This window comes from Chryseobacterium jejuense (assembly GCF_900100075.1).
GTDB classification, from domain to species: Bacteria; Bacteroidota; Bacteroidia; order Flavobacteriales; family Weeksellaceae; genus Chryseobacterium; species Chryseobacterium jejuense.
On record NZ_FNEG01000002.1, the window covers coordinates 271,508 to 289,414 of the forward strand.

15 protein-coding genes are annotated in these 17,907 nt (G+C 35.2%); 11 read left to right on the top strand and 4 right to left on the bottom strand.

Annotation, left to right across the window (positions count from 1 at the left end; genetic code table 11):
• The first annotated feature begins 16 nt into the window (after positions 1 to 16).
• The 4 genes from BLS98_RS06810 to BLS98_RS06825 all read left to right on the top strand — a co-directional run bounded on the left by BLS98_RS06810 (position 17) and on the right by BLS98_RS06825 (position 5,314).
• Positions 17 to 2,692, top strand: coding sequence for a TonB-dependent receptor (locus tag BLS98_RS06810; protein WP_089734882.1), 2,676 nt, complete (start codon positions 17 to 19; stop codon positions 2,690 to 2,692).
• Between the two features lie 85 nt (positions 2,693 to 2,777).
• Entirely contained in the window at positions 2,778 to 3,209 is a 432-nt protein-coding gene (locus BLS98_RS06815) for a hypothetical protein (protein WP_089734885.1), read from the top strand.
• Positions 3,210 to 3,276: 67 nt separating this feature from the next.
• Positions 3,277 to 4,269, top strand: coding sequence for an aspartate-semialdehyde dehydrogenase (locus tag BLS98_RS06820; RefSeq protein WP_089734887.1), 993 nt, complete (start codon positions 3,277 to 3,279; stop codon positions 4,267 to 4,269).
• A gap of 58 nt (positions 4,270 to 4,327) precedes the next feature.
• Entirely contained in the window at positions 4,328 to 5,314 is a 987-nt protein-coding gene (locus BLS98_RS06825; RefSeq protein WP_089734889.1) for a cation diffusion facilitator family transporter, read from the top strand.
• Between the two features lie 86 nt (positions 5,315 to 5,400).
• Here the strand turns inward: BLS98_RS06825 and BLS98_RS06830 are convergent, their stop codons facing one another.
• Complete coding sequence (locus tag BLS98_RS06830) at positions 5,401 to 5,832, bottom strand: exosortase F system-associated membrane protein (protein ID WP_089734891.1); 432 nt, start codon at positions 5,830 to 5,832, stop codon at positions 5,401 to 5,403.
• Positions 5,819 to 6,349 (bottom strand): exosortase family protein XrtF, encoded by a 531-nt coding sequence (xrtF, locus tag BLS98_RS06835; RefSeq protein ID WP_089734893.1) that lies wholly within the window; start codon positions 6,347 to 6,349, stop codon positions 5,819 to 5,821. The genes BLS98_RS06830 and xrtF overlap by 14 nt, the downstream gene beginning before the upstream one ends.
• A gap of 264 nt (positions 6,350 to 6,613) precedes the next feature.
• Between xrtF and BLS98_RS06840 the strand changes: the two genes are divergently transcribed.
• From BLS98_RS06840 to BLS98_RS06860, 5 genes are all read left to right on the top strand, one after another.
• Entirely contained in the window at positions 6,614 to 7,630 is a 1,017-nt protein-coding gene (locus tag BLS98_RS06840) for an aminoglycoside phosphotransferase family protein (protein ID WP_089734895.1), read from the top strand.
• 98 nt (positions 7,631 to 7,728) lie between these two features.
• Positions 7,729 to 8,145 carry a RapZ C-terminal domain-containing protein gene (locus tag BLS98_RS06845; RefSeq protein WP_089734897.1) on the top strand — a complete coding sequence of 139 codons (417 nt, stop codon included), beginning with the start codon at positions 7,729 to 7,731 and terminating at the stop codon, positions 8,143 to 8,145.
• A 62-nt stretch (positions 8,146 to 8,207) separates the two neighbouring features.
• The gene (locus BLS98_RS06850; protein ID WP_089734899.1) at positions 8,208 to 8,921 is read left to right on the top strand and encodes a nucleotidyltransferase family protein; all 714 of its coding nucleotides are present in this window, start codon (positions 8,208 to 8,210) and stop codon (positions 8,919 to 8,921) included.
• 10 nt (positions 8,922 to 8,931) lie between these two features.
• Positions 8,932 to 9,684 carry an LOG family protein gene (locus BLS98_RS06855; RefSeq protein ID WP_089734901.1) on the top strand — a complete coding sequence of 251 codons (753 nt, stop codon included), beginning with the start codon at positions 8,932 to 8,934 and terminating at the stop codon, positions 9,682 to 9,684.
• A 58-nt stretch (positions 9,685 to 9,742) separates the two neighbouring features.
• Positions 9,743 to 10,213 (top strand): DUF6702 family protein, encoded by a 471-nt coding sequence (locus BLS98_RS06860; protein ID WP_228425469.1) that lies wholly within the window; start codon positions 9,743 to 9,745, stop codon positions 10,211 to 10,213.
• Positions 10,214 to 10,604: 391 nt separating this feature from the next.
• Here the strand turns inward: BLS98_RS06860 and BLS98_RS06865 are convergent, their stop codons facing one another.
• Positions 10,605 to 12,767 carry a DUF5689 domain-containing protein gene (locus BLS98_RS06865; RefSeq protein WP_089734904.1) on the bottom strand — a complete coding sequence of 721 codons (2,163 nt, stop codon included), beginning with the start codon at positions 12,765 to 12,767 and terminating at the stop codon, positions 10,605 to 10,607.
• Positions 12,768 to 12,778: 11 nt separating this feature from the next.
• Positions 12,779 to 15,526 (bottom strand): TonB-dependent receptor, encoded by a 2,748-nt coding sequence (locus BLS98_RS06870; RefSeq protein ID WP_089734906.1) that lies wholly within the window; start codon positions 15,524 to 15,526, stop codon positions 12,779 to 12,781.
• Between the two features lie 413 nt (positions 15,527 to 15,939).
• Between BLS98_RS06870 and BLS98_RS06875 the strand changes: the two genes are divergently transcribed.
• Positions 15,940 to 17,139 (top strand): endonuclease/exonuclease/phosphatase family protein, encoded by a 1,200-nt coding sequence (locus tag BLS98_RS06875; RefSeq protein WP_089734908.1) that lies wholly within the window; start codon positions 15,940 to 15,942, stop codon positions 17,137 to 17,139.
• Positions 17,140 to 17,188: 49 nt separating this feature from the next.
• The gene (locus BLS98_RS06880; RefSeq protein WP_089734910.1) at positions 17,189 to 17,611 is read left to right on the top strand and encodes a DUF6146 family protein; all 423 of its coding nucleotides are present in this window, start codon (positions 17,189 to 17,191) and stop codon (positions 17,609 to 17,611) included.
• Positions 17,612 to 17,907 lie beyond the last annotated feature (296 nt).

Here is a 17,907-nt window from a genome sequence, read left to right on the forward strand (position 1 = left end):
ATTATTACTAACGATTATGAAATTAATCAACAAATCAATACTAACTGCGGTTATTACATTATCCACAGCTAGTGTTTATTACGCTCAACAAGGCAAAGACACAGTGCAAGCTAAGTCTAAAGACATTGAAGAGGTAATCTTAAAAGGTGTTACGGATATCGCTAAAGATAGAAAGACGCCAGTAGCTGTTTCTAACATTAAAGCAGCTCAAATTCTTGAAAGACAAGGAAATCAAGAACTTGTTGAAATTTTAAATACAACACCTTCTGTATATGCAACTAAAGGTGGTGGTGGTTTCGGAGACTCTCAAATTGTAATCAGAGGATTCGAATCAAGAAACATCGCAGTAATGGTAAACGGTATGCCTGTAAATGATATGGAAGGTGGTACTGTTTATATGTCAAACTGGACAGGTTTAGCAGATGTAACAAGTACTATGCAGGTACAGAGAGGTCTTGGTTCTTCTAAATTAGCAATTGCTTCTGTAGGAGGTACTATGAACTTCCTTACAAGATCTGCAGATATGAAAAAAGGAGGTATTGTTAGATTAGGAGTTGGTAACAATGACTTCTTAAAAACCTCTTTTGCTTACAATACAGGTAAATCAGAAAAAGGTTGGTCTTCTTCATTCTTAATGAGCAGACAAGCTGGAAGCACATATGTTCAAAATACAGATTATGAATCATATGCTTACTTCTTTGCTTTAGGATGGGAAGCAAACAAAAAACACAATTTCCAATTCACCATTACAGGTTCTCCTCAATGGCACGATCAAAGAACTTACTCTCCTTTCATTAAGGACTACATCAACTATAATCCGGACAATAATAATACACCTGACAGAACCTATAACTCTGACTGGGGATATTATGTAAATCCAGACGGATCAAGAACTCCAATTGCAAACAGAGCAAATTATTACTCGAAACCGGTAATCATGTTGAACTGGGATTGGACAATGAGTGAAAAATCTAAGTTAAGTACTGTTTTATACATGTCTAATGGTAGAGGTGGTGGAACAGGAGACCTTGGAAGCTACTGGAACGGTAAATTTGGAAGCAATGGAAGTCCTACTACCAATAACATCAACTTTTACAGAAGACCAGACGGAACTTTTGACTACAACCAAATCTTTGCTTTAAATAGTGGTTTATCAGCAGCCGGTACTCCTTATATGGTGACTAACCCTGCTAACGGAAAACAATATCAGGTAAGAGATGGTATCATCAGAAGATCAAGTATCAATTCTCATAACTGGTATGGTATCTTAGCCAACTTCCAGCATAAAGTAAATGATAACTGGAACTTCTCAATTGGTACAGATGACAGATATTACTATGGTTATCACTATCAGGTAGTTTCTGATCTATACGGAGCAAAAGGATATAAAGAAATTCTAAACAGCAACGTTGCACCTTATATCCCTTCAAGAGGGTATGACTACAAGCAACTTGCATGGAATCCACTTGGAGGAAAAACGGCTCCTTTAAACGAGCAGATCGGATATAGTAATGACGGAGAAGTTATCTGGTACAGTGCATTCGGTCAGGTTGAATATACTAAAGATAAATTATCAGCATTCCTTCAGGGATCGGTTTCTAACCAAGGATATCAAAGAATTGATAACTTCGTTCAGGATGGTGTAACTAAACAACAAGGACAAGTTGTTAATACAAAAACCGGATTCAAAAATCTTTTCGGATATAATATTAAAGGGGGTGCCAACTATAATATTGATGACAACCACAACGTATTCGCAAACATTGGTTACTACAGCAAACAGCCGTTCATGAACTCTGTTTACCCAAGTAACTTCCAGGTTTTAAACGCTAATTTAACTAATGAGAAAATTTTCTCAGCTGAAGTTGGATATGGTTTCAGATCTCCTAAATTCAGTGCAAACGTTAACGTGTACAGAACTGAATGGAAAGACAGATGGTTAAGAAGAACTAACCAGACATTTACATTAGCTGATAATACAACGGCTACAGGATATGCTGAAATCAGTGGTATTACTGAAGTTCACCAGGGAGTTGAATTTGATGCGGTTTACAAACCAACCAGTTTCTTAGAATTCCAGGGTATGTTCTCTTGGGGAGACTACTACTATAAAGGAAATGCTAGTGGATCTGCTTTTGATGACAACAACAACCCACTTTCATTATCAGGATCTTCAACAGCATCTGCATCAACTCTTTATCTAGATAAAGTAAAAGTAGGAGGAACAAGTAACAACAGTATTCCTCAGTTAACTGCTTCGTTAGGAGCTACTGTTAAGCCGGTAAAAGACCTTAGCATTTTCGGAACATGGAGATATGTAGGAAAACTATATTCTTCTATTGATATTGCTACTTTCTCTAACCAGGCAGCACAAGATAAAGGAGTATTACAATTACCTGATTTCAACTTATTTGATTTAGGAATTTCATACAAAATCAAGTTAAAAGACGCTTCTCAGTATTTCACAATCGGAGCAAACGTTTACAACTTATTTGATACATTCTACATTTCTGATGCTTCAACAAACGTATTGCCATCTGATGCTCCTTCTAAGCTAGCTGACGGTTCAAACAATACAGCGAAGAAGACTTACGAACAATTAGGATATATGTACAAAGGTGTTGCAACAGATAACCGTGTGTTATTCGGATTCGGAAGAACTTGGGCAGCAACATTATCTTTCAACTTCTAATTATCACAATATTAGATTTTATAAATATGAATCCCGGCTTTGAGCCGGGATTTTTGTTATCTTTGTGTACAAAAAAATAGAAAATATGGATTTTTACGGAATTTTGAAAAATGCCCACAAAGGATTCGGGTATCTTGAACTTCTTTTGGTGGCATTATTTGTCATTGCTCTTTTAGCTACTATGTTCGGTTTCAGCGGGAAAGTGAACAAGTTTTTAAAGAAAACTACCCTTTTCACAATGATCTTCTTCCACGTTCAGTTCTTATTGGGAATCATTATGCTGGTTATCAATTTCACTAAAGGAATGGACATGGGTTCAGTAATGAAAAATGCAGACTTAAGATTCCAATATGTTGAACATCCATTTTCTATGCTTATTGCGGCAGTATTAATGACGATCGTTAACAAAAAAGTAAAGTCAAACGATACAATTTCCCTGGGTATTACTATTATGGGATTAATTGCAGTAGGTTTATTTGCATTCGCGTTCCCTTGGGCAAAAGTCTTTGGAGCTTAAAACAGACAAAGAAATTATATGCGTTATAATTTATAAATAGTTTAATCTTAAATTTTTAATTAAATCAATGAAAGTAGCTGTAGTAGGTTCAACAGGAATGGTTGGACAAGTTATGCTTAAAGTTTTGGAAGAAAGGAACTTCCCTGTAACAGAATTAATTCCGGTAGCTTCCGAAAAATCTGTAGGTAAAAAGGTGAAGTATAAACAGAAGGAATTTACGATTGTAAGCATGAAGGACGCTATAGCTGCCAAACCGGATATTGCTATCTTTTCTGCCGGAGGTTCTACTTCTCTTGAATTTGCCCCATTATTTGCAGAGGCTGGAGTAACAGTTATCGACAACTCTTCAGCATGGAGAATGGATCCTGATAAAAAATTAGTCGTTCCTGAAATTAATGCAGATGTATTGACTAAAGAAGACAAGATCATTGCAAATCCGAACTGTTCTACCATTCAATTGGTAATGGTTTTAGGACCTTTGAACAAAAAATATGATTTAAAAAGAGTAGTTGTTTCTACTTACCAATCTGTAACAGGTACAGGGAAAGCTGCTGTTGACCAATTAAACGGAGAAATCAACGGTGATGATTCTGCTGCAAAAGTATATCCATATCAGATCTTCAAGAATGCGTTGCCTCATTGTGATGTATTTGCTGATGATGACTATACTAAAGAAGAAATTAAATTAATGAAAGAGCCTAAGAAGATTCTGGGTGACGATACATTCAATTTAACAGCTACTGCAGTAAGAGTTCCGGTTCAGGGAGGGCACTCAGAAAGTGTAAATATCGAATTTGAAAACGAATTTGAGCTGGATGAAGTAAGAAAAATTTTATCTGAAACTCCTGGAGTAGTTGTAATGGATGATGTAAAAAACAACCACTACCCGATGCCGCTGTATTCAGAAGGAAAAGATGAAGTCTTTGTAGGAAGAATCAGACGAGACCTGTCACAGCCGAAAACGCTTAACCTCTGGATTGTAGCAGACAATCTGAGGAAAGGAGCAGCAACAAACGCTGTACAAATTGCAGAATACCTTGTAGCAAATAACTTAGTATAAACTAACAAAATAAAAAAGAGTCTCAGAATTGAGATTCTTTTTTTTATCAAACACATTTATGAGTACCCACAAAGAAAAAATAGGATTCCAGAAAATCATTGCTGCATTTGGAGTTATTCTTTTTGTAGGAAAGATTATTGCATGGAAGCTTACCAATTCCGATGCTGTGTTTTCCGATGCCATGGAAAGCATTGTGAATGTCATCAGCGCATTTATGGGATTGTATTCGCTTCACCTTGCAGCAAAGCCAAAAGATGAAGACCATCCTTACGGTCATGGAAAGGTTGAATTTGTTACTTCCGGCATTGAAGGTGCTTTAATTGCCATTGCCGGTCTTATGATTATTTATGAGGGCATAAACAGTCTTATCGTAGGAAAAACCCTGAGCAAAATTGATTTAGGAATCTGGATCATTCTGGCCACTGCTATTATCAACTATCTGTTGGGCTATATTTCCATAAAGAAAGGGGGAAGAGAGAACTCCCTTGTTCTTATTTCCTCCGGAAAACACCTTCAGTCTGATACCATCACAACCCTTGGAGTGGTTGCCAGCTTAGTAATTGTTTATTTTACAAAAATCTATTGGCTGGATTCCGTTGTTGCTTTGATATTTGGACTTTATATCATATTCGTAGGCTATAAAATTGTAAGAAAATCGTTAAGCGGTATCATGGACGAACAGGATCCTGAAATACTGCATCAGGTGATCAGAATCCTTGAAGCGAACAGACATACAGAGTGGATTGATGTTCACAATATGAAAATCCAGCAGTTTGGGGCCTCGTTGCATATTGATGCCCACATCACCCTACCCTGGTATTATGATCTACGGGATGCCCATAACGAAATGGAAAAAGTTATTATTCTACTAGCCAATAGCATCAAAAGAAACATTGAATTTAATTTTCATATGGATGACTGTAAACCTATTTCATGCCCAGTTTGCCAGATTGAAAATTGTCCTGTACGCCAAAAAGACTTTGTAAAAAGAGTGGAATGGACCGCAGAAAATGTAACAAGTGTGGATAAACATACTATAGAATAAAAAAGTAACATATAAAGCTAAAAAGGCTGAGAAAGCAAATATACAGGTACATTCCTAGCCGTATTTGCTTTCTCAGCCTTCTTTATTTATCTTCTTTCCATCTGCTTCCTGTAATAAAACATCGGAACGATCAGAAGTATAATTAAAGGTTGTATTACAAACCTTCGCATATAAAAAGAGAAAAGATATCCTATTTCAAATTTATTTTGAATACAAAACAGATAAATAGGGAACGCAATCGCAAAAACGATAATCATCATTAAAGCACCTTGCATCGTCCATTGTTTATTTTTAAATAATCCCTGAATAATCAAACAGGAGAATAAAAGATTAAGGATGAATCTGAACAAATGACCTCCTATTAATTTCCCCCACTCAAACGCTGGGAGGCTGATGTTTTGATTACTCTCATGAAAATAATCCAGAAATGGATCATAAAACATTTTATTTTCCACCACTCTCACTCCTATGAGACCGCAGATTCCTAAAATAACAAGAAGCCAACTAAGAATTTTCATGTTTTAAAGCAAAGAATTTAATCCAGATTAACCAAAGTAAAACAACACTGCCATAAATAGCTGCTGGGAAAACAAAGTCATGGAACATTTTACCATATTCTTTGTGTTCTGCCATTACAATATTCAATCCCACAATCCGTAAAAGATTCATAATGTAAAGTAAACCCAGCCCTGCCAGCACAAAAACAAATGTCTTAGATCCTTTATAAAAAGCAAAAACAAAGGATACAAACAGGATCATAACAGAAATAGCATTACATCCTTCTACCATCCTCGTTACATATTGTTTCTTTACATAAAACCACACCTGATCATTACTCACATCGTTGTAAAGTTGGGAGGAATACCCTAAAACATGTTGTATCGCATTCACCTGGTTGGCAATAACGTTTGAAAAAGGATCCAAACCGGAATCCTTATTCGCATTCAGATAAAATTGATATGCAAAAAGCAACACCAGATAAATAATGATGAAGCGCAGCAAAATCCCTAACACCGGCTTAAAGTCCTTTAACATACTACAAAGATAAAAATTAGGCTGTAATAACCTGAATGAGAAGCAAGAAAGTTAAAATATAAAACAGAAAGCTCGGTACATAAAGTATAATTTCCACCATTAAGTGATAAATCATAGTGTTCTTTTAACAAAATTATTCAAATCCACTGCTTAGAAACAAGCTTCATCCGCTATTTTCAACTGCAGTTCTTCCCTGTCCCAGCTTCCCACTTCCCTCCTAAAAACTATTCATGTTAAATTAGTATATTTGTTTCCATATTAATTATGACTTCTGAACACGCAAATCGATTTTTTGAAAGCCAATTAGGCAAAAAATCCACTGAATTCATCACATTAGCTCAAAGCGGTTCTGCGAGGGTCAACTTTTTGGCCATAACCGATACTGAAAAATACATCATCACCTACAATGAGAATATTCCGGAAAATGAAAGTTTTCTTTATTATTCTGAAGTATTTTCTGCGCTTAATCTTAATACCCCTGCTATTCTTGCCATCTCTGAGGACAGGAAAATGTATGTGCAGGAGTTTTTAGGAGGGCAAACTTTATCGGAGATCATTACACAAGAACAGGTTTCATCTCGTGTAAAAACTTTGGTACAGCAAACTCTGGAAAAGCTTTTCAGACTACAGGTTCAAACACAGGAAAAAATTGATTTCTCCAAAACGTTTGAATATGAAAGTTATGATGAGCTTCCAGTGATTCATGATCTGTATTATTTTAAAAATTTCGTAGCTGATGTTTTGGAGCTGGAATATAATAAATCTACCTTATTGAAAGAATTTAAAAAAATTGCTTCATTGGTAGAGAGCCTTGAACCTAAAGGCATCATGATCCGGGATTTTCAGGCAAGAAACATCATGGTTAATGAGAAAGATGAAGTTTCGTTCATTGATTATCAATCGGCAATGAAGGGCCCTTTGATGTATGATGTTGTTTCATTTTTGTTTCAAGCCAAGGCAGATTTTCCTGAAAATTTTAAAAATGAAATGTTGGATTTTTACATTCAACTTTTTGAAGATCAAAAAACTCAACATCAACTAAAAGATTCGTTTAAACCAATTCAGATGATGAGATTCTTACAAGTCTTAGGAGCCTATGGTTTCAGAGGCCTGATTCAAAGGAAGCATCATTTTATAGCAAGCCTTGAAAAAGGAGTCCAAAACATCACAGAATTTGCCGAATCCTGGGAGAATATGAAGAACTATCCGGAGCTTAGCAAAGTCATAGAACAGTTGTTATTAGACGAAACCAAAAAGAAAATTGATACTATTTTAAAATAAAAATGATAAAAAATAGTATTTTGGAACTTCATACAACTTACCTTAAAAACTTAAAATACCTTAATGGTTAAATCCTGTTAATAAAAATAAAGAAGAAAATGCTACACATAGACATACACAGTTTTTCGTATAAGAAAGGAGGAATCCCTAAAGACAATTCAGGAAACGGAGGTGGTTTTGCTTTTGACTGCAGAGGAATTTTAAATCCCGGAAGAGTTGAAGAATATAAAACTCAAACCGGAAATGACATCGGCGTTCAAGAATATCTTGAAACCCAAACTGAAATGCCTAAGTTCTTAGAACTTATAAAATCTCTTGTATCTATCAATATTGATAATTACCTGGAAAGAGGATTTGAAAATCTTCAGATTAATTTCGGATGTACTGGCGGACAACACAGATCTGTATACTCTGCTATAAAAATTGCTGAATTCATCAGAGAAAAATATCCTAACGGAACTCTGATAACTATTCATCACGACGAACAACCACAACTGAACATTAGTAATCAGTAATGAGCAATCGGCAATATTCGTTTGTCGTTATTACATTACTAATCATTTATTACTCATACAATATGAAGGCTCTTATTTTCGCCGCCGGAAAAGGCACAAGGCTTAAGCCATTTACAAATCATCATCCTAAAGCCTTAGCAAAGGTAAATGATATTCCCCTTCTGGAGAGAAATATCAATTATCTGAAAAGCTATGGAATAAAGGATTTTGTGATAAATATTCATCATTTTGGGGACCAGATTGTTGATTTTTTAAATAAAAATGATAACTTCGGCTGTAAGATTGAAATCTCCGATGAGACCAGCGAACTATTGGAAACCGGAGGCGGCTTGATTTTTGCCAGAAGATTCCTTGATCATGGAGAAGATTTTTTAATTTTAAATGCTGATATTTTAACTGATCTCAATATTAATGAATTGGTAGAATATCACAAAAAAATAAAAGATTTTGCTACTTTAGCAGTATCGGACCGTGAAAGTTCGAGAAAACTCCTTTTCAATGATGATATGGTGCTAAGAGGTTGGCTGAATGTACAAACAGGAGAACAGAGACTTGCTGAATTCAATAAAGGATTTAAAGCTCTTGCTTTCAGTGGAGTTCATTGTATCAACCCTGTCATCTTTGAAAAAATAAAAAGAAAAGGCAAATTCTCTGTTATGGAAGAATATCTGGATCTGATGCAGACTGAACATATACATGGTTTTCTGCATGACAGCATGCTTATAGATGTTGGAAGACCGGAATCTGTAATAGAAGCCGAAAAACATTTTAAATAATTTTTTGCAAATGGAAATGGATGGAATTAGGGATGAAAGCCTGGTAAACCCTCAATTAGATAGTAACGAAACAAAGCTACACAACAGTTTCAGACAAAAAACATGGGATGAAACACTTACCAAAGACAGCTGGATGGTCTTCAAGATCATGGCTGAATTTGTAGATGGCTACGAAAAATTGGCCAAAATTGGCCCATGTGTATCTATATTCGGCTCAGCACGTCTGAAGCCTGAAAATAAATACTATGAAATGGCTGTGGAAATTGCTGAGAAGATCACCAAACTAGGTTTCGGAATTATTACCGGCGGAGGTCCCGGAATTATGGAAGCTGGAAATAAAGGAGCATTCAATGCAAAAGGGAAATCAATAGGACTTAATATTGACCTTCCTTTTGAGCAGCATTTTAATCCTTATATTAACAAGTCTTATTCTATGAACTTCGATTACTTTTTCGTGAGAAAAGTAATGTTTGTAAAATATTCCCAGGGATTTATCGTAATGCCTGGAGGGTTTGGAACGTTGGATGAACTGACTGAAGCCATGACTTTGATTCAAACCAATAAAATTGGTAAATTTCCAATCGTTTTGGTAGGAAGTGAATTCTGGGGTGGGTTATTAGATTGGTTTAAGGCTACCCTACTAAAAGAAGGCATGATTGCAGAAGATGATCTTGATCTTTACAGAGTGGTAGACACTGCTGATGAGGCCGTAGCGCACATTAAAGCTTTTTATGATAAGTATTCTGTGAACGTAAACTTTTAATTGGCATATTATTTGTGAACTATAACTAGCAAGTATGATTGTAAATCTATTAATTAAGATGAAAAAACTTTTATATATATCAGGAATTTTAACATTTTTTGTGTTAATGAGTTTTATGTATGTAGACTTTTTCTCTTCAATGACCAAAGTGGATTATATTGATGGAAGCAAGACATTGAAGTTTACCACAAAAATGAATACAAGCCATATCTCGGACGCTATTAAGATCAATCCTAACACAGCAGGATTTGAAGCTGAAGTGAAAAAATATGTGAACAATAATTTTGATGTATTTGTCAATGGTGCTCCTAAAACAATTACCTTCACGGGAAGTCAGATCAGCGGAGAAACAGTATGGGTATATTTTGAGACCGGAGGAGTTTCGGATATCAGTACCTTAAAAATTAAAAATACAATCCTATTAAGTTCTTTTCCGAAGCAAATCAATCTGGTGAGTATAGCCTACAAAGGCAGCCAGAAAATGATGAACTTCCAAAGAGGAAAAGAAGTGAATGAGGTTTCTTTTTAAATAAATAATTTTGTAATATAAAACCCACTGCCAAGCAGTGGGTTTTTATTTGTTATAATGTTTTTTTTATTTGATAAAGTCCGACAAAGTATTCACATAATCTGAAAACACTGTTAGATGGGGTATATCTTCATATTCAACATAAGTACTCTCTATTGATTTACTTTAATGTGACATATAATCCGCGGAATAAAGACTATTTGTATTTCTTCTTTAAAAGGCATATTAATACTATCTTAATTTCTATTTTTACAGAAGTACTGTGCTGCGTTATGTATTCTCTTTACTTTTCTATAGACTATCACTACAATATAAAAACGCTGGTTAATCCCACTCGCATTATAAAAAAGCCAGCTCTTTCGAGCTGGCTTTTACTATATATAAACAATAATTATTGTCCTTTGATTTTGAAATCATCAAGCTGCCATGTTGCTGCAGCGGATGTAGTAGAAGTATATTTAAATGCGATTCTTACGTTTTTACCTAAGAAAGCACTTAAGTCTACATTTCCAGATCCTACCCAGTCTCCAAATGCATTTGAGTTCGTATCCAGGGTTGCTGGAAGGAGAGTCCAGTTAGTGGTTGCAACATCTCCAGTATAGTTATCTGTAGCATACACCTGTAAAGCATTTCCTGCATATCTCACATCTGTTGTAAAGCTTACCGCAGCTTTGGTTTTTCCTGCTAAGCTTACCGCTTTAGAAATCAACCAGTCTTCGTTAGCCACATTATTACCAGCTCCTCCTGCGTTACCATTCATCGTTGCATAATAATTAATTCCGTTTCCTTGATTAGATGTTTGCCAGAATTGAGGTCCTAATTTGTTTACGGCAACCCAATCATCACTAAATCCTCCTGCTGCAAAAGGATAACTGTAAATAACAGGAAGTGGTGTATATATACTACCATCACATCTTGGAGCATCAAAATCAATATGTGCTAATCTGGTAATCCATAACTGGTAAACCCCATTCTCAACACTCAAAGCTGCATAAACATCACCTTTTCCTCCTTTTACTTCGTAACCTCCAGGAGTGGTATTACCAAATTTAGCCTGTCCGCTTGTTTTCAAAATAACAGTATTTCCTGAACAATCCTCAAGGGTTCTGCTGGTAACATTAGTACCGTCTGTTAATGTTCTTCCTAAATCTCCATTAATAAACTGAACATCTTTGATTTTGATCCATCTTCCGACATCGGCCATTGATAATTGAGAAATTGTTCTTTCTGTAGGCACTACAGCTCTTGGAGCAGTATTGCTATCGAAGAAATATTTGTACATTTCAGCTTCTTCAATCTGTCCAAACTTTGTATTGTTACTAAATAAAGCTCCAATCTGAATTTCACCGTTTACATTTCTTACATAAAGATTATTAAGTTTAATATTTACATCTTTTCCTAATCTGAATCTGCTGTCAAGATATAGATTTGTTTTGTTCATATTAATTCTGATTCCTCCTGTTGCATCTTCTACATAAACATATTTGTAAATGTTTCCAGTCTCATCATTAGCAACAACCTGAGCTGTAAGAGAATAATCTCCTGTAATCTGCACCCAGTCTGTAGTTCCGGCAGCCAGCTGCTTAATATCTGCAACAGTTTTAGGAGTCAGTTTACTTGGGTTAAAATCACAAGGACTTTCAGTAATTAAATCTATACGAGGAAACGTTTTCATGGTAAGATCTTCAGTTCTGTTGATATACAACTGGTAAGTTGTAGCACTAGTTCCTGGTTTGAACTTACTGAAAATTCCCACAAACTGTCCTTTACCTGAAGGCATAAGTTGATTAGCAAATGAAGCAAATCCACTGTTTCTTACCACTGCAGTTTTTGCATATTTTCCACCTGCCCAGCCTTCTCCAATAGTTTTATCTACGGTTACTCCATTTGGTGCATAGGTAGTACATAATGCTCTTGCATCAAATTCTACATCATTTACTTCAATTAAACATCCTAAATACTGGTCAGTAAGATCACTCATATCTGCCAGCTTCATTACCTTAGGAATAATTTTTCCTTTCGGACCACAAGATCTGAAAATATATTTCCCAACAAGCTTTTCAGGAATTCTTGATACAGAACCTTTAGATTCCGATCCTAATTTTACACCTAGCTGTACAAGGGTTCCATAGTTACCAACAGCAAGACCGTTAAGTTTAACATACACTTTCGATCCCTGAGGATATTTTGTATAAGTACTTACCGCATCTACGCTGATTGTAAAACCATGGGTAGGATTTTCAAGGGCATCCTGGATGTATATTGTCTTATAGATATTTCCCGTTTCATCACTTGAAGAAACATATCCTACCATATATAAATCATCAGATTCATCATTTGGAGTTTTATCTTCTGGGAAAACGTAGGTATCTCCGTTAGGAATATATTTTGATTTTACTTCAGCGAATGGCACTACAATACCTTTTTTGTCGGCACAGTCGTATCCATCAAGATTAGGCTGGTCATATTTATCATCGTGCACACATCCTGTTACTACAAACAGAGACGCAGCCGCAACGAAAATATATCTTAAAATTGAATTATATTTTTTCATTGTAGTTGTTATTAGAATCTTAAATAAACATTAGTAAAGAAAGTTCTTCCTCTGTCATACCAAAGTTTTGGTCCGAAATAAGGCGTTGCTCTCTGCGAATCAATAAGAGCTTCGTTAAAGTTTACGTTTCTTCCTTGTTCAAATCCTCCGGTTACATAATCTCTGTTGTTCAGGATGTTGTTTACAGATACACTCACTCCCATTCTGTATTTTCCAAACTGGAAAGATTTACCAGCATTAGCATTCAACATGAACTGATTGTCAAATTTCTTCTGTTTAGTAATTTGCTCAATTAATTCAGGAGTCACGCCTGGAAAAGGATCATTGGTTGTTCTATCCATATACATGTAAGGAGTCTTGTTCAATGCTGAGAAATCAAGATACTGATCCATCAGATAATTAGCAGAAGCTCCTACCCACCAGTATTTTGGAGAGTTGTATTTTAATCCGAATGAGAATGCTTTTTGAGGAGTACCAGCTACTTTGTAATCTTTAACATTTGCTTTACCCCAGAAGTCTGTTCCTCTGAATCCGTTAAGGTCATCAAAAGTAGAAACCTCAGGATTGTTTGTATATTTATATTCTCCGATACTTGCTACCCCAACTGCGTTTAACGTAGGGGTTACCTTAACATCAAATCCTAATTCAAGTCCCATGTATCTTTTGTTTACACCACTCATAGCTTCATTCACCAATGTACTGAACGAGTTTCCTAGTTCTCCATCACTTACATCAGCATAGTATCTTGAAATTTCTGTAGAATTCTGAATGGTTGTATAGTAAGCAGATAATCTTAATTTTAAGATCTGTCCTCTTAAGATATAACTAAGATCATTAGAGTTGATCATCTGATTGTTAACCCCAGGTGTTACATAATCAACCATTCTTGGGTTGATATAAACTTCATTAAGAGTAGGCGCTAAACTAAAGAATGCTCCGTTATAAACAATAAAGTTTTTCCCGTTGATCTTATAAGTAATTTTACCTTTAATCCCCGCGTCTAAAGCATCATATATTGCACTCTTTCCTTTAGAGTTATCTTTAAATCTTGCAATTCCACTTCTAAAATGACCATCTCTGTAAGCTTCAGAATATGAAGAGAAGATAGATGCCACTATATTCCACTTATTAAAATCTAATTCAGTGGAAACGTTTAATGCATAATGATTTCTTGTAAGCTCATAAGAGTATTGAGTTCTATCTCCTTCTCCTACTCTAGTATTTGCATTATCTGCGTCATATTTTGCATCACCGTTGAATGCATTAAGGTTGTTTGCAAAGTTAGCTCCTAATAAATCTTTAACTCTTCTGAAGTTATCAGACTTTAGATTCTGATAGTTGAAGTTAATGTTCAGCTTCCAATTGTCTTTCAGCTTTGTATCAAAGTGAGAGGAGAAATTGAATGTCTTATCTTTATTAACATCTTCTACAATAGTATAAATAGCACCTCTTGGAGTTATACCATCCATCTGGGTAAGATTCAGACGGTTCGCATTATATAAAGAATTCCAATCGATTTGAGACTGTTGTCTAAATTCATCAGCCGTTAAAGCCCCAAAGCTTGGAAGTTTTCTGTAATAAGTTGGGTTTGGATCTGCAGCGTGAAACCAGTCTAGCCTACTTCTTGCATCGCTACCAAATTGGTAAGAAACCGTATTATTCCAATTAGAGTTTTTGCCAATTTTCAGGTAATCTGTTAAGATAAACATTGGTTCAAAAACATTTCTGATTCTGGAGTTTCTTTTTTCTCCATCTTGCCATCCCCAATATGAGTTATAATTTTTACCCATAATATCGTAAACCTCCTGAGTGTTTGGAGCATTGGAAGCTCTGTACGTTGGAGATCCGAAAGCCGTTAAGTTAATAGAGTGCCTATCACTGAACTTCTTTTCAATAGAAGCAAAATAAGCATATGCATCCTGATAAACTCCATCAAGGATCGCTGTATCTCCCCATCTTCTACTTCCAGAGAAGGTAAATGCCCAACCATTTTTACTTAATCCGGAAGAGTAAGTAGCCATAGCTCTGTGCAGGTAGCTTCTGTTTGTAAATGAATAGGCTAATGAAGTTTGTTTTCTATAGCTGGATGCTCTTGTGTTATAATACACAACCCCACCTAAATTACCAAAAGTATATTCTGAAGGCGTAATATTATCTACATTTTCGTATGGATATCTTGTAACGTCATTCAAACCTCCCCAGTTGTTGAAGTCAATTCTTCCGTCATCATTTTTAGACATTGATACCCCATTAAAAAGCACATCCTCAAATCTGTTGTCTACTCCTCTTGGTCTGAACCAGTATGCACCAAGTTCAAAAGCGGAAACATTCTGGAAAGCATCTCTTCCTGAGCTTAAAAGTCCTACAGTAGGCTGCATTGATGAGCCTCCATCTTCAGTATCATTTGCTGAGTCGTCAATAACTATTACTCCTGCATCTGATCCTAAGTTGTAATTAAGTGTAATAACACCTAAATCTTTTTTCTTCTCATCTGCAGTAACATCAAACTCTAAGATTTTAGACTCAAAATTTGGTTTTGTCACTGTAATAAGATAGTGGCCAGGTTTTAAATCCACAAACTGGAAGTATCCAATTTTATCCACAGACGTGTCATCGGTGGACTGTGCTAGATCTACTTCTGCTTTCTCTAAAGGCTTACCATCCTGATCTTTAACATACGCAAAAACAGTTGTTTGCGCAAAATAAAAAGAGGCAGGCATTAAAGTAAACAAAGAGATTAGGGATAGTTTTTTAATCATAATAAACTTATTTTTAACTCCTTCTTTATTTAAGGGGCAACAAATTTAGGACTATTTTCATTAACTCAAACATTTTTAGTTCTTTATTCTATTAATTTTTCTTAACCTTCATTCATAATCCTAAAAATATGGGCTAATTTTAATCAATCACAAAAAAGGGTTATAGATTTTAGGAAAAGCACTCAACAATGATGACAGAGTATTTTTAATCCCAAACAAACAGCATATTTTTTAGCATTATATAAATAATAAATAACGCTTCGCAATATCAAAATAATGAATGATCATGTATTTCTTTCAGACTTTCCATCTAAAGCTTAACCTTTTATTAAATTAAACTCAGATTATTTTAATCTTTATTCTTATATAAAATTAGTAATTTTACCCCCTCATTTTTTGAATATACTAAGAATATGAAAAAATATTTAATCATCACCGCCCTATTTTGCTTTGGTTCTGCTTTCTCACAACAGAGGCAGGTAAAGAGAGCAGCTGTCGCATTCCTGAACGTTGAAAACCTTTGGGATACAATTCCTTCTGCAGATTATATTGACGCAACCTTACCGCGTTCCAATCCTAAATTCCACAGAAGTGTACCCGTAGATTCTCTTAAATATCTTGAAACAACAGAAGATTATAAAGGGGAGTGGAGTGATGATCTTTTAATTGGAAAAAAAGTTATTAGAAAACAGTTTTTATCTGAAGATTTTACTGCAAACAGCCCTAAAAGATGGGGTACAAAATATTATAACCAAAAACTAGCTAATGAAGCTAAGGTTATTTCCGAACTTGGAAGACAATACACCAACGATAACCCTGCAATCTGTGGATTGATTGAGGTGGAAAACAGACAGGTAATTGAAGATCTTATCAAACAACCAGCTTTAGCAAAAAGCAACTATGGAATTGTACATTTTAACTCTTATGATTTCAGAGGGATTGATGTAGCTATTATTTATCAGAAAGGAAGATTTTCTGTTTTAGATTCATATAAAAAGGAAATTAAAATCTATGATGAAAACGGAAAAAGAGAATATACCAGAGATATTGTAGTAGCCATCGGATTATTGGATGGAGAAAAAGTAGGAATCTTTATGAACCACTGGCCATCCAGAAGAGGCGGAGAAGCTATTTCCCTTGCTAAAAGAAATACAGCTGCTACTGTATTGAAAGAAGAAATGGACAAAGTAACTGCAGAAAACCCTGGTATTAAGTTATTCTCAATGGGTGACTATAATGATGACCCGGTAAGCCCAAGTTTGAAAAAACATTTGGCAGCTGTGGGTGATCCAAGTGAGTTATCTGATAAAACACCTTATTATAACTTAATGTATAAATTATATAAGGCTGGTGTTGCTTCTCTTGCTTATAGAGATGCTCCGAACTTGTTTGACCAGATTATTGTTTCAAGAAACCTTTATTCCCCGGAAAAAATCACTCCTACATATACTATCTTTAAAGCTGAGATCTATGCTCCGGCTTACCTGGTAAACAAAGAAGGACAATGGAAAGGATATCCTTTACGTTCTTGGGATGGGGATAGATTCACTGGAGGATACAGTGACCACTTCCCTGCGGTTTCCGTAATTCAGAAAGAATATATTAAAAAATAACACAGAAAGGCACTCTTATTGGAGTGCTTTTTTAATAAATAATTGAGTCATGAGAAACTTTATTCTAATACTGTTTGTTGCTCTTATTCCTTTTAGCTGTCTTTCACAGCAAAACAATTCTAAAAAGGATAAAGAACAGAATGAGATGAAACCGTCTAAAAACGATGACGGAGAGTGGGATCTTACCGTTATGGATACCCAATTTGATTATTTTCTCAATGCCATAGCTAAACCTATGAGCCAATATTCAGAATCTTTTCTGAAAACAAAAAACACCTTCTTGGTAAATGAATGGAATAGCTATTACAGCACCGGAAAATATAGAAATATCATAGAATCCGGAATAGATTATAATCCCAGAGAAAATTATGGGATAAAATTCGAGTACAAACTTTACCAGGTATTTTCGTACGTGAGCTGGAAGTATGGATTAAAGATGAATGGATTGTCCGGAAGCGATGTAAGAAGATAACCTGATCCGCCTCATTTAAAAAATCAAAACATATTAACAAAAATATTAATTTAAAGAGAAAAACAAAAATAAATTCTACAATTATTTAATTTTTGAAAATATTTTTAACTTTCTATTCAGGTTTTAATATATTTGTATATCACTGAATTTTGATATTCCAGTGTCTACTAACCATAACAAAATTTAAAACCATGAAAAAAACAACCTGCACTGCATGCTTTTCAGCCATGCCTTGTTCTATCCTACAGACATTTCGCTCTGTAAACATCAAATCATCGGATAAGCGATTTAATCAA

Bases quoted from the DNA above. Each gene is read 5' to 3' on its own strand.
- BLS98_RS06825 (WP_089734889.1), top strand. From the start codon at position 4,328: ATGAGTACCCACAAAGAAAAAATAGGATTCCAGAAAATCATTGCTGCA.
- BLS98_RS06815 (WP_089734885.1), top strand. From the start codon at position 2,778: ATGGATTTTTACGGAATTTTGAAAAATGCCCACAAAGGATTCGGGTAT.
- BLS98_RS06820 (WP_089734887.1), top strand. From the start codon at position 3,277: ATGAAAGTAGCTGTAGTAGGTTCAACAGGAATGGTTGGACAAGTTATG.
- BLS98_RS06870 (WP_089734906.1), bottom strand. From the start codon at position 15,526: ATGATTAAAAAACTATCCCTAATCTCTTTGTTTACTTTAATGCCTGCC.
- BLS98_RS06845 (WP_089734897.1), top strand. From the start codon at position 7,729: ATGCTACACATAGACATACACAGTTTTTCGTATAAGAAAGGAGGAATC.
- BLS98_RS06830 (WP_089734891.1), bottom strand. From the start codon at position 5,832: ATGAAAATTCTTAGTTGGCTTCTTGTTATTTTAGGAATCTGCGGTCTC.
- BLS98_RS06850 (WP_089734899.1), top strand. From the start codon at position 8,208: ATGAAGGCTCTTATTTTCGCCGCCGGAAAAGGCACAAGGCTTAAGCCA.
- BLS98_RS06855 (WP_089734901.1), top strand. From the start codon at position 8,932: ATGGAAATGGATGGAATTAGGGATGAAAGCCTGGTAAACCCTCAATTA.
- BLS98_RS06810 (WP_089734882.1), top strand. From the start codon at position 17: ATGAAATTAATCAACAAATCAATACTAACTGCGGTTATTACATTATCC.
- BLS98_RS06860 (WP_228425469.1), top strand. From the start codon at position 9,743: ATGAAAAAACTTTTATATATATCAGGAATTTTAACATTTTTTGTGTTA.
- BLS98_RS06840 (WP_089734895.1), top strand. From the start codon at position 6,614: ATGACTTCTGAACACGCAAATCGATTTTTTGAAAGCCAATTAGGCAAA.
- xrtF (WP_089734893.1), bottom strand. From the start codon at position 6,349: ATGTTAAAGGACTTTAAGCCGGTGTTAGGGATTTTGCTGCGCTTCATC.
- BLS98_RS06865 (WP_089734904.1), bottom strand. From the start codon at position 12,767: ATGAAAAAATATAATTCAATTTTAAGATATATTTTCGTTGCGGCTGCG.
- BLS98_RS06880 (WP_089734910.1), top strand. From the start codon at position 17,189: ATGAGAAACTTTATTCTAATACTGTTTGTTGCTCTTATTCCTTTTAGC.
- BLS98_RS06875 (WP_089734908.1), top strand. From the start codon at position 15,940: ATGAAAAAATATTTAATCATCACCGCCCTATTTTGCTTTGGTTCTGCT.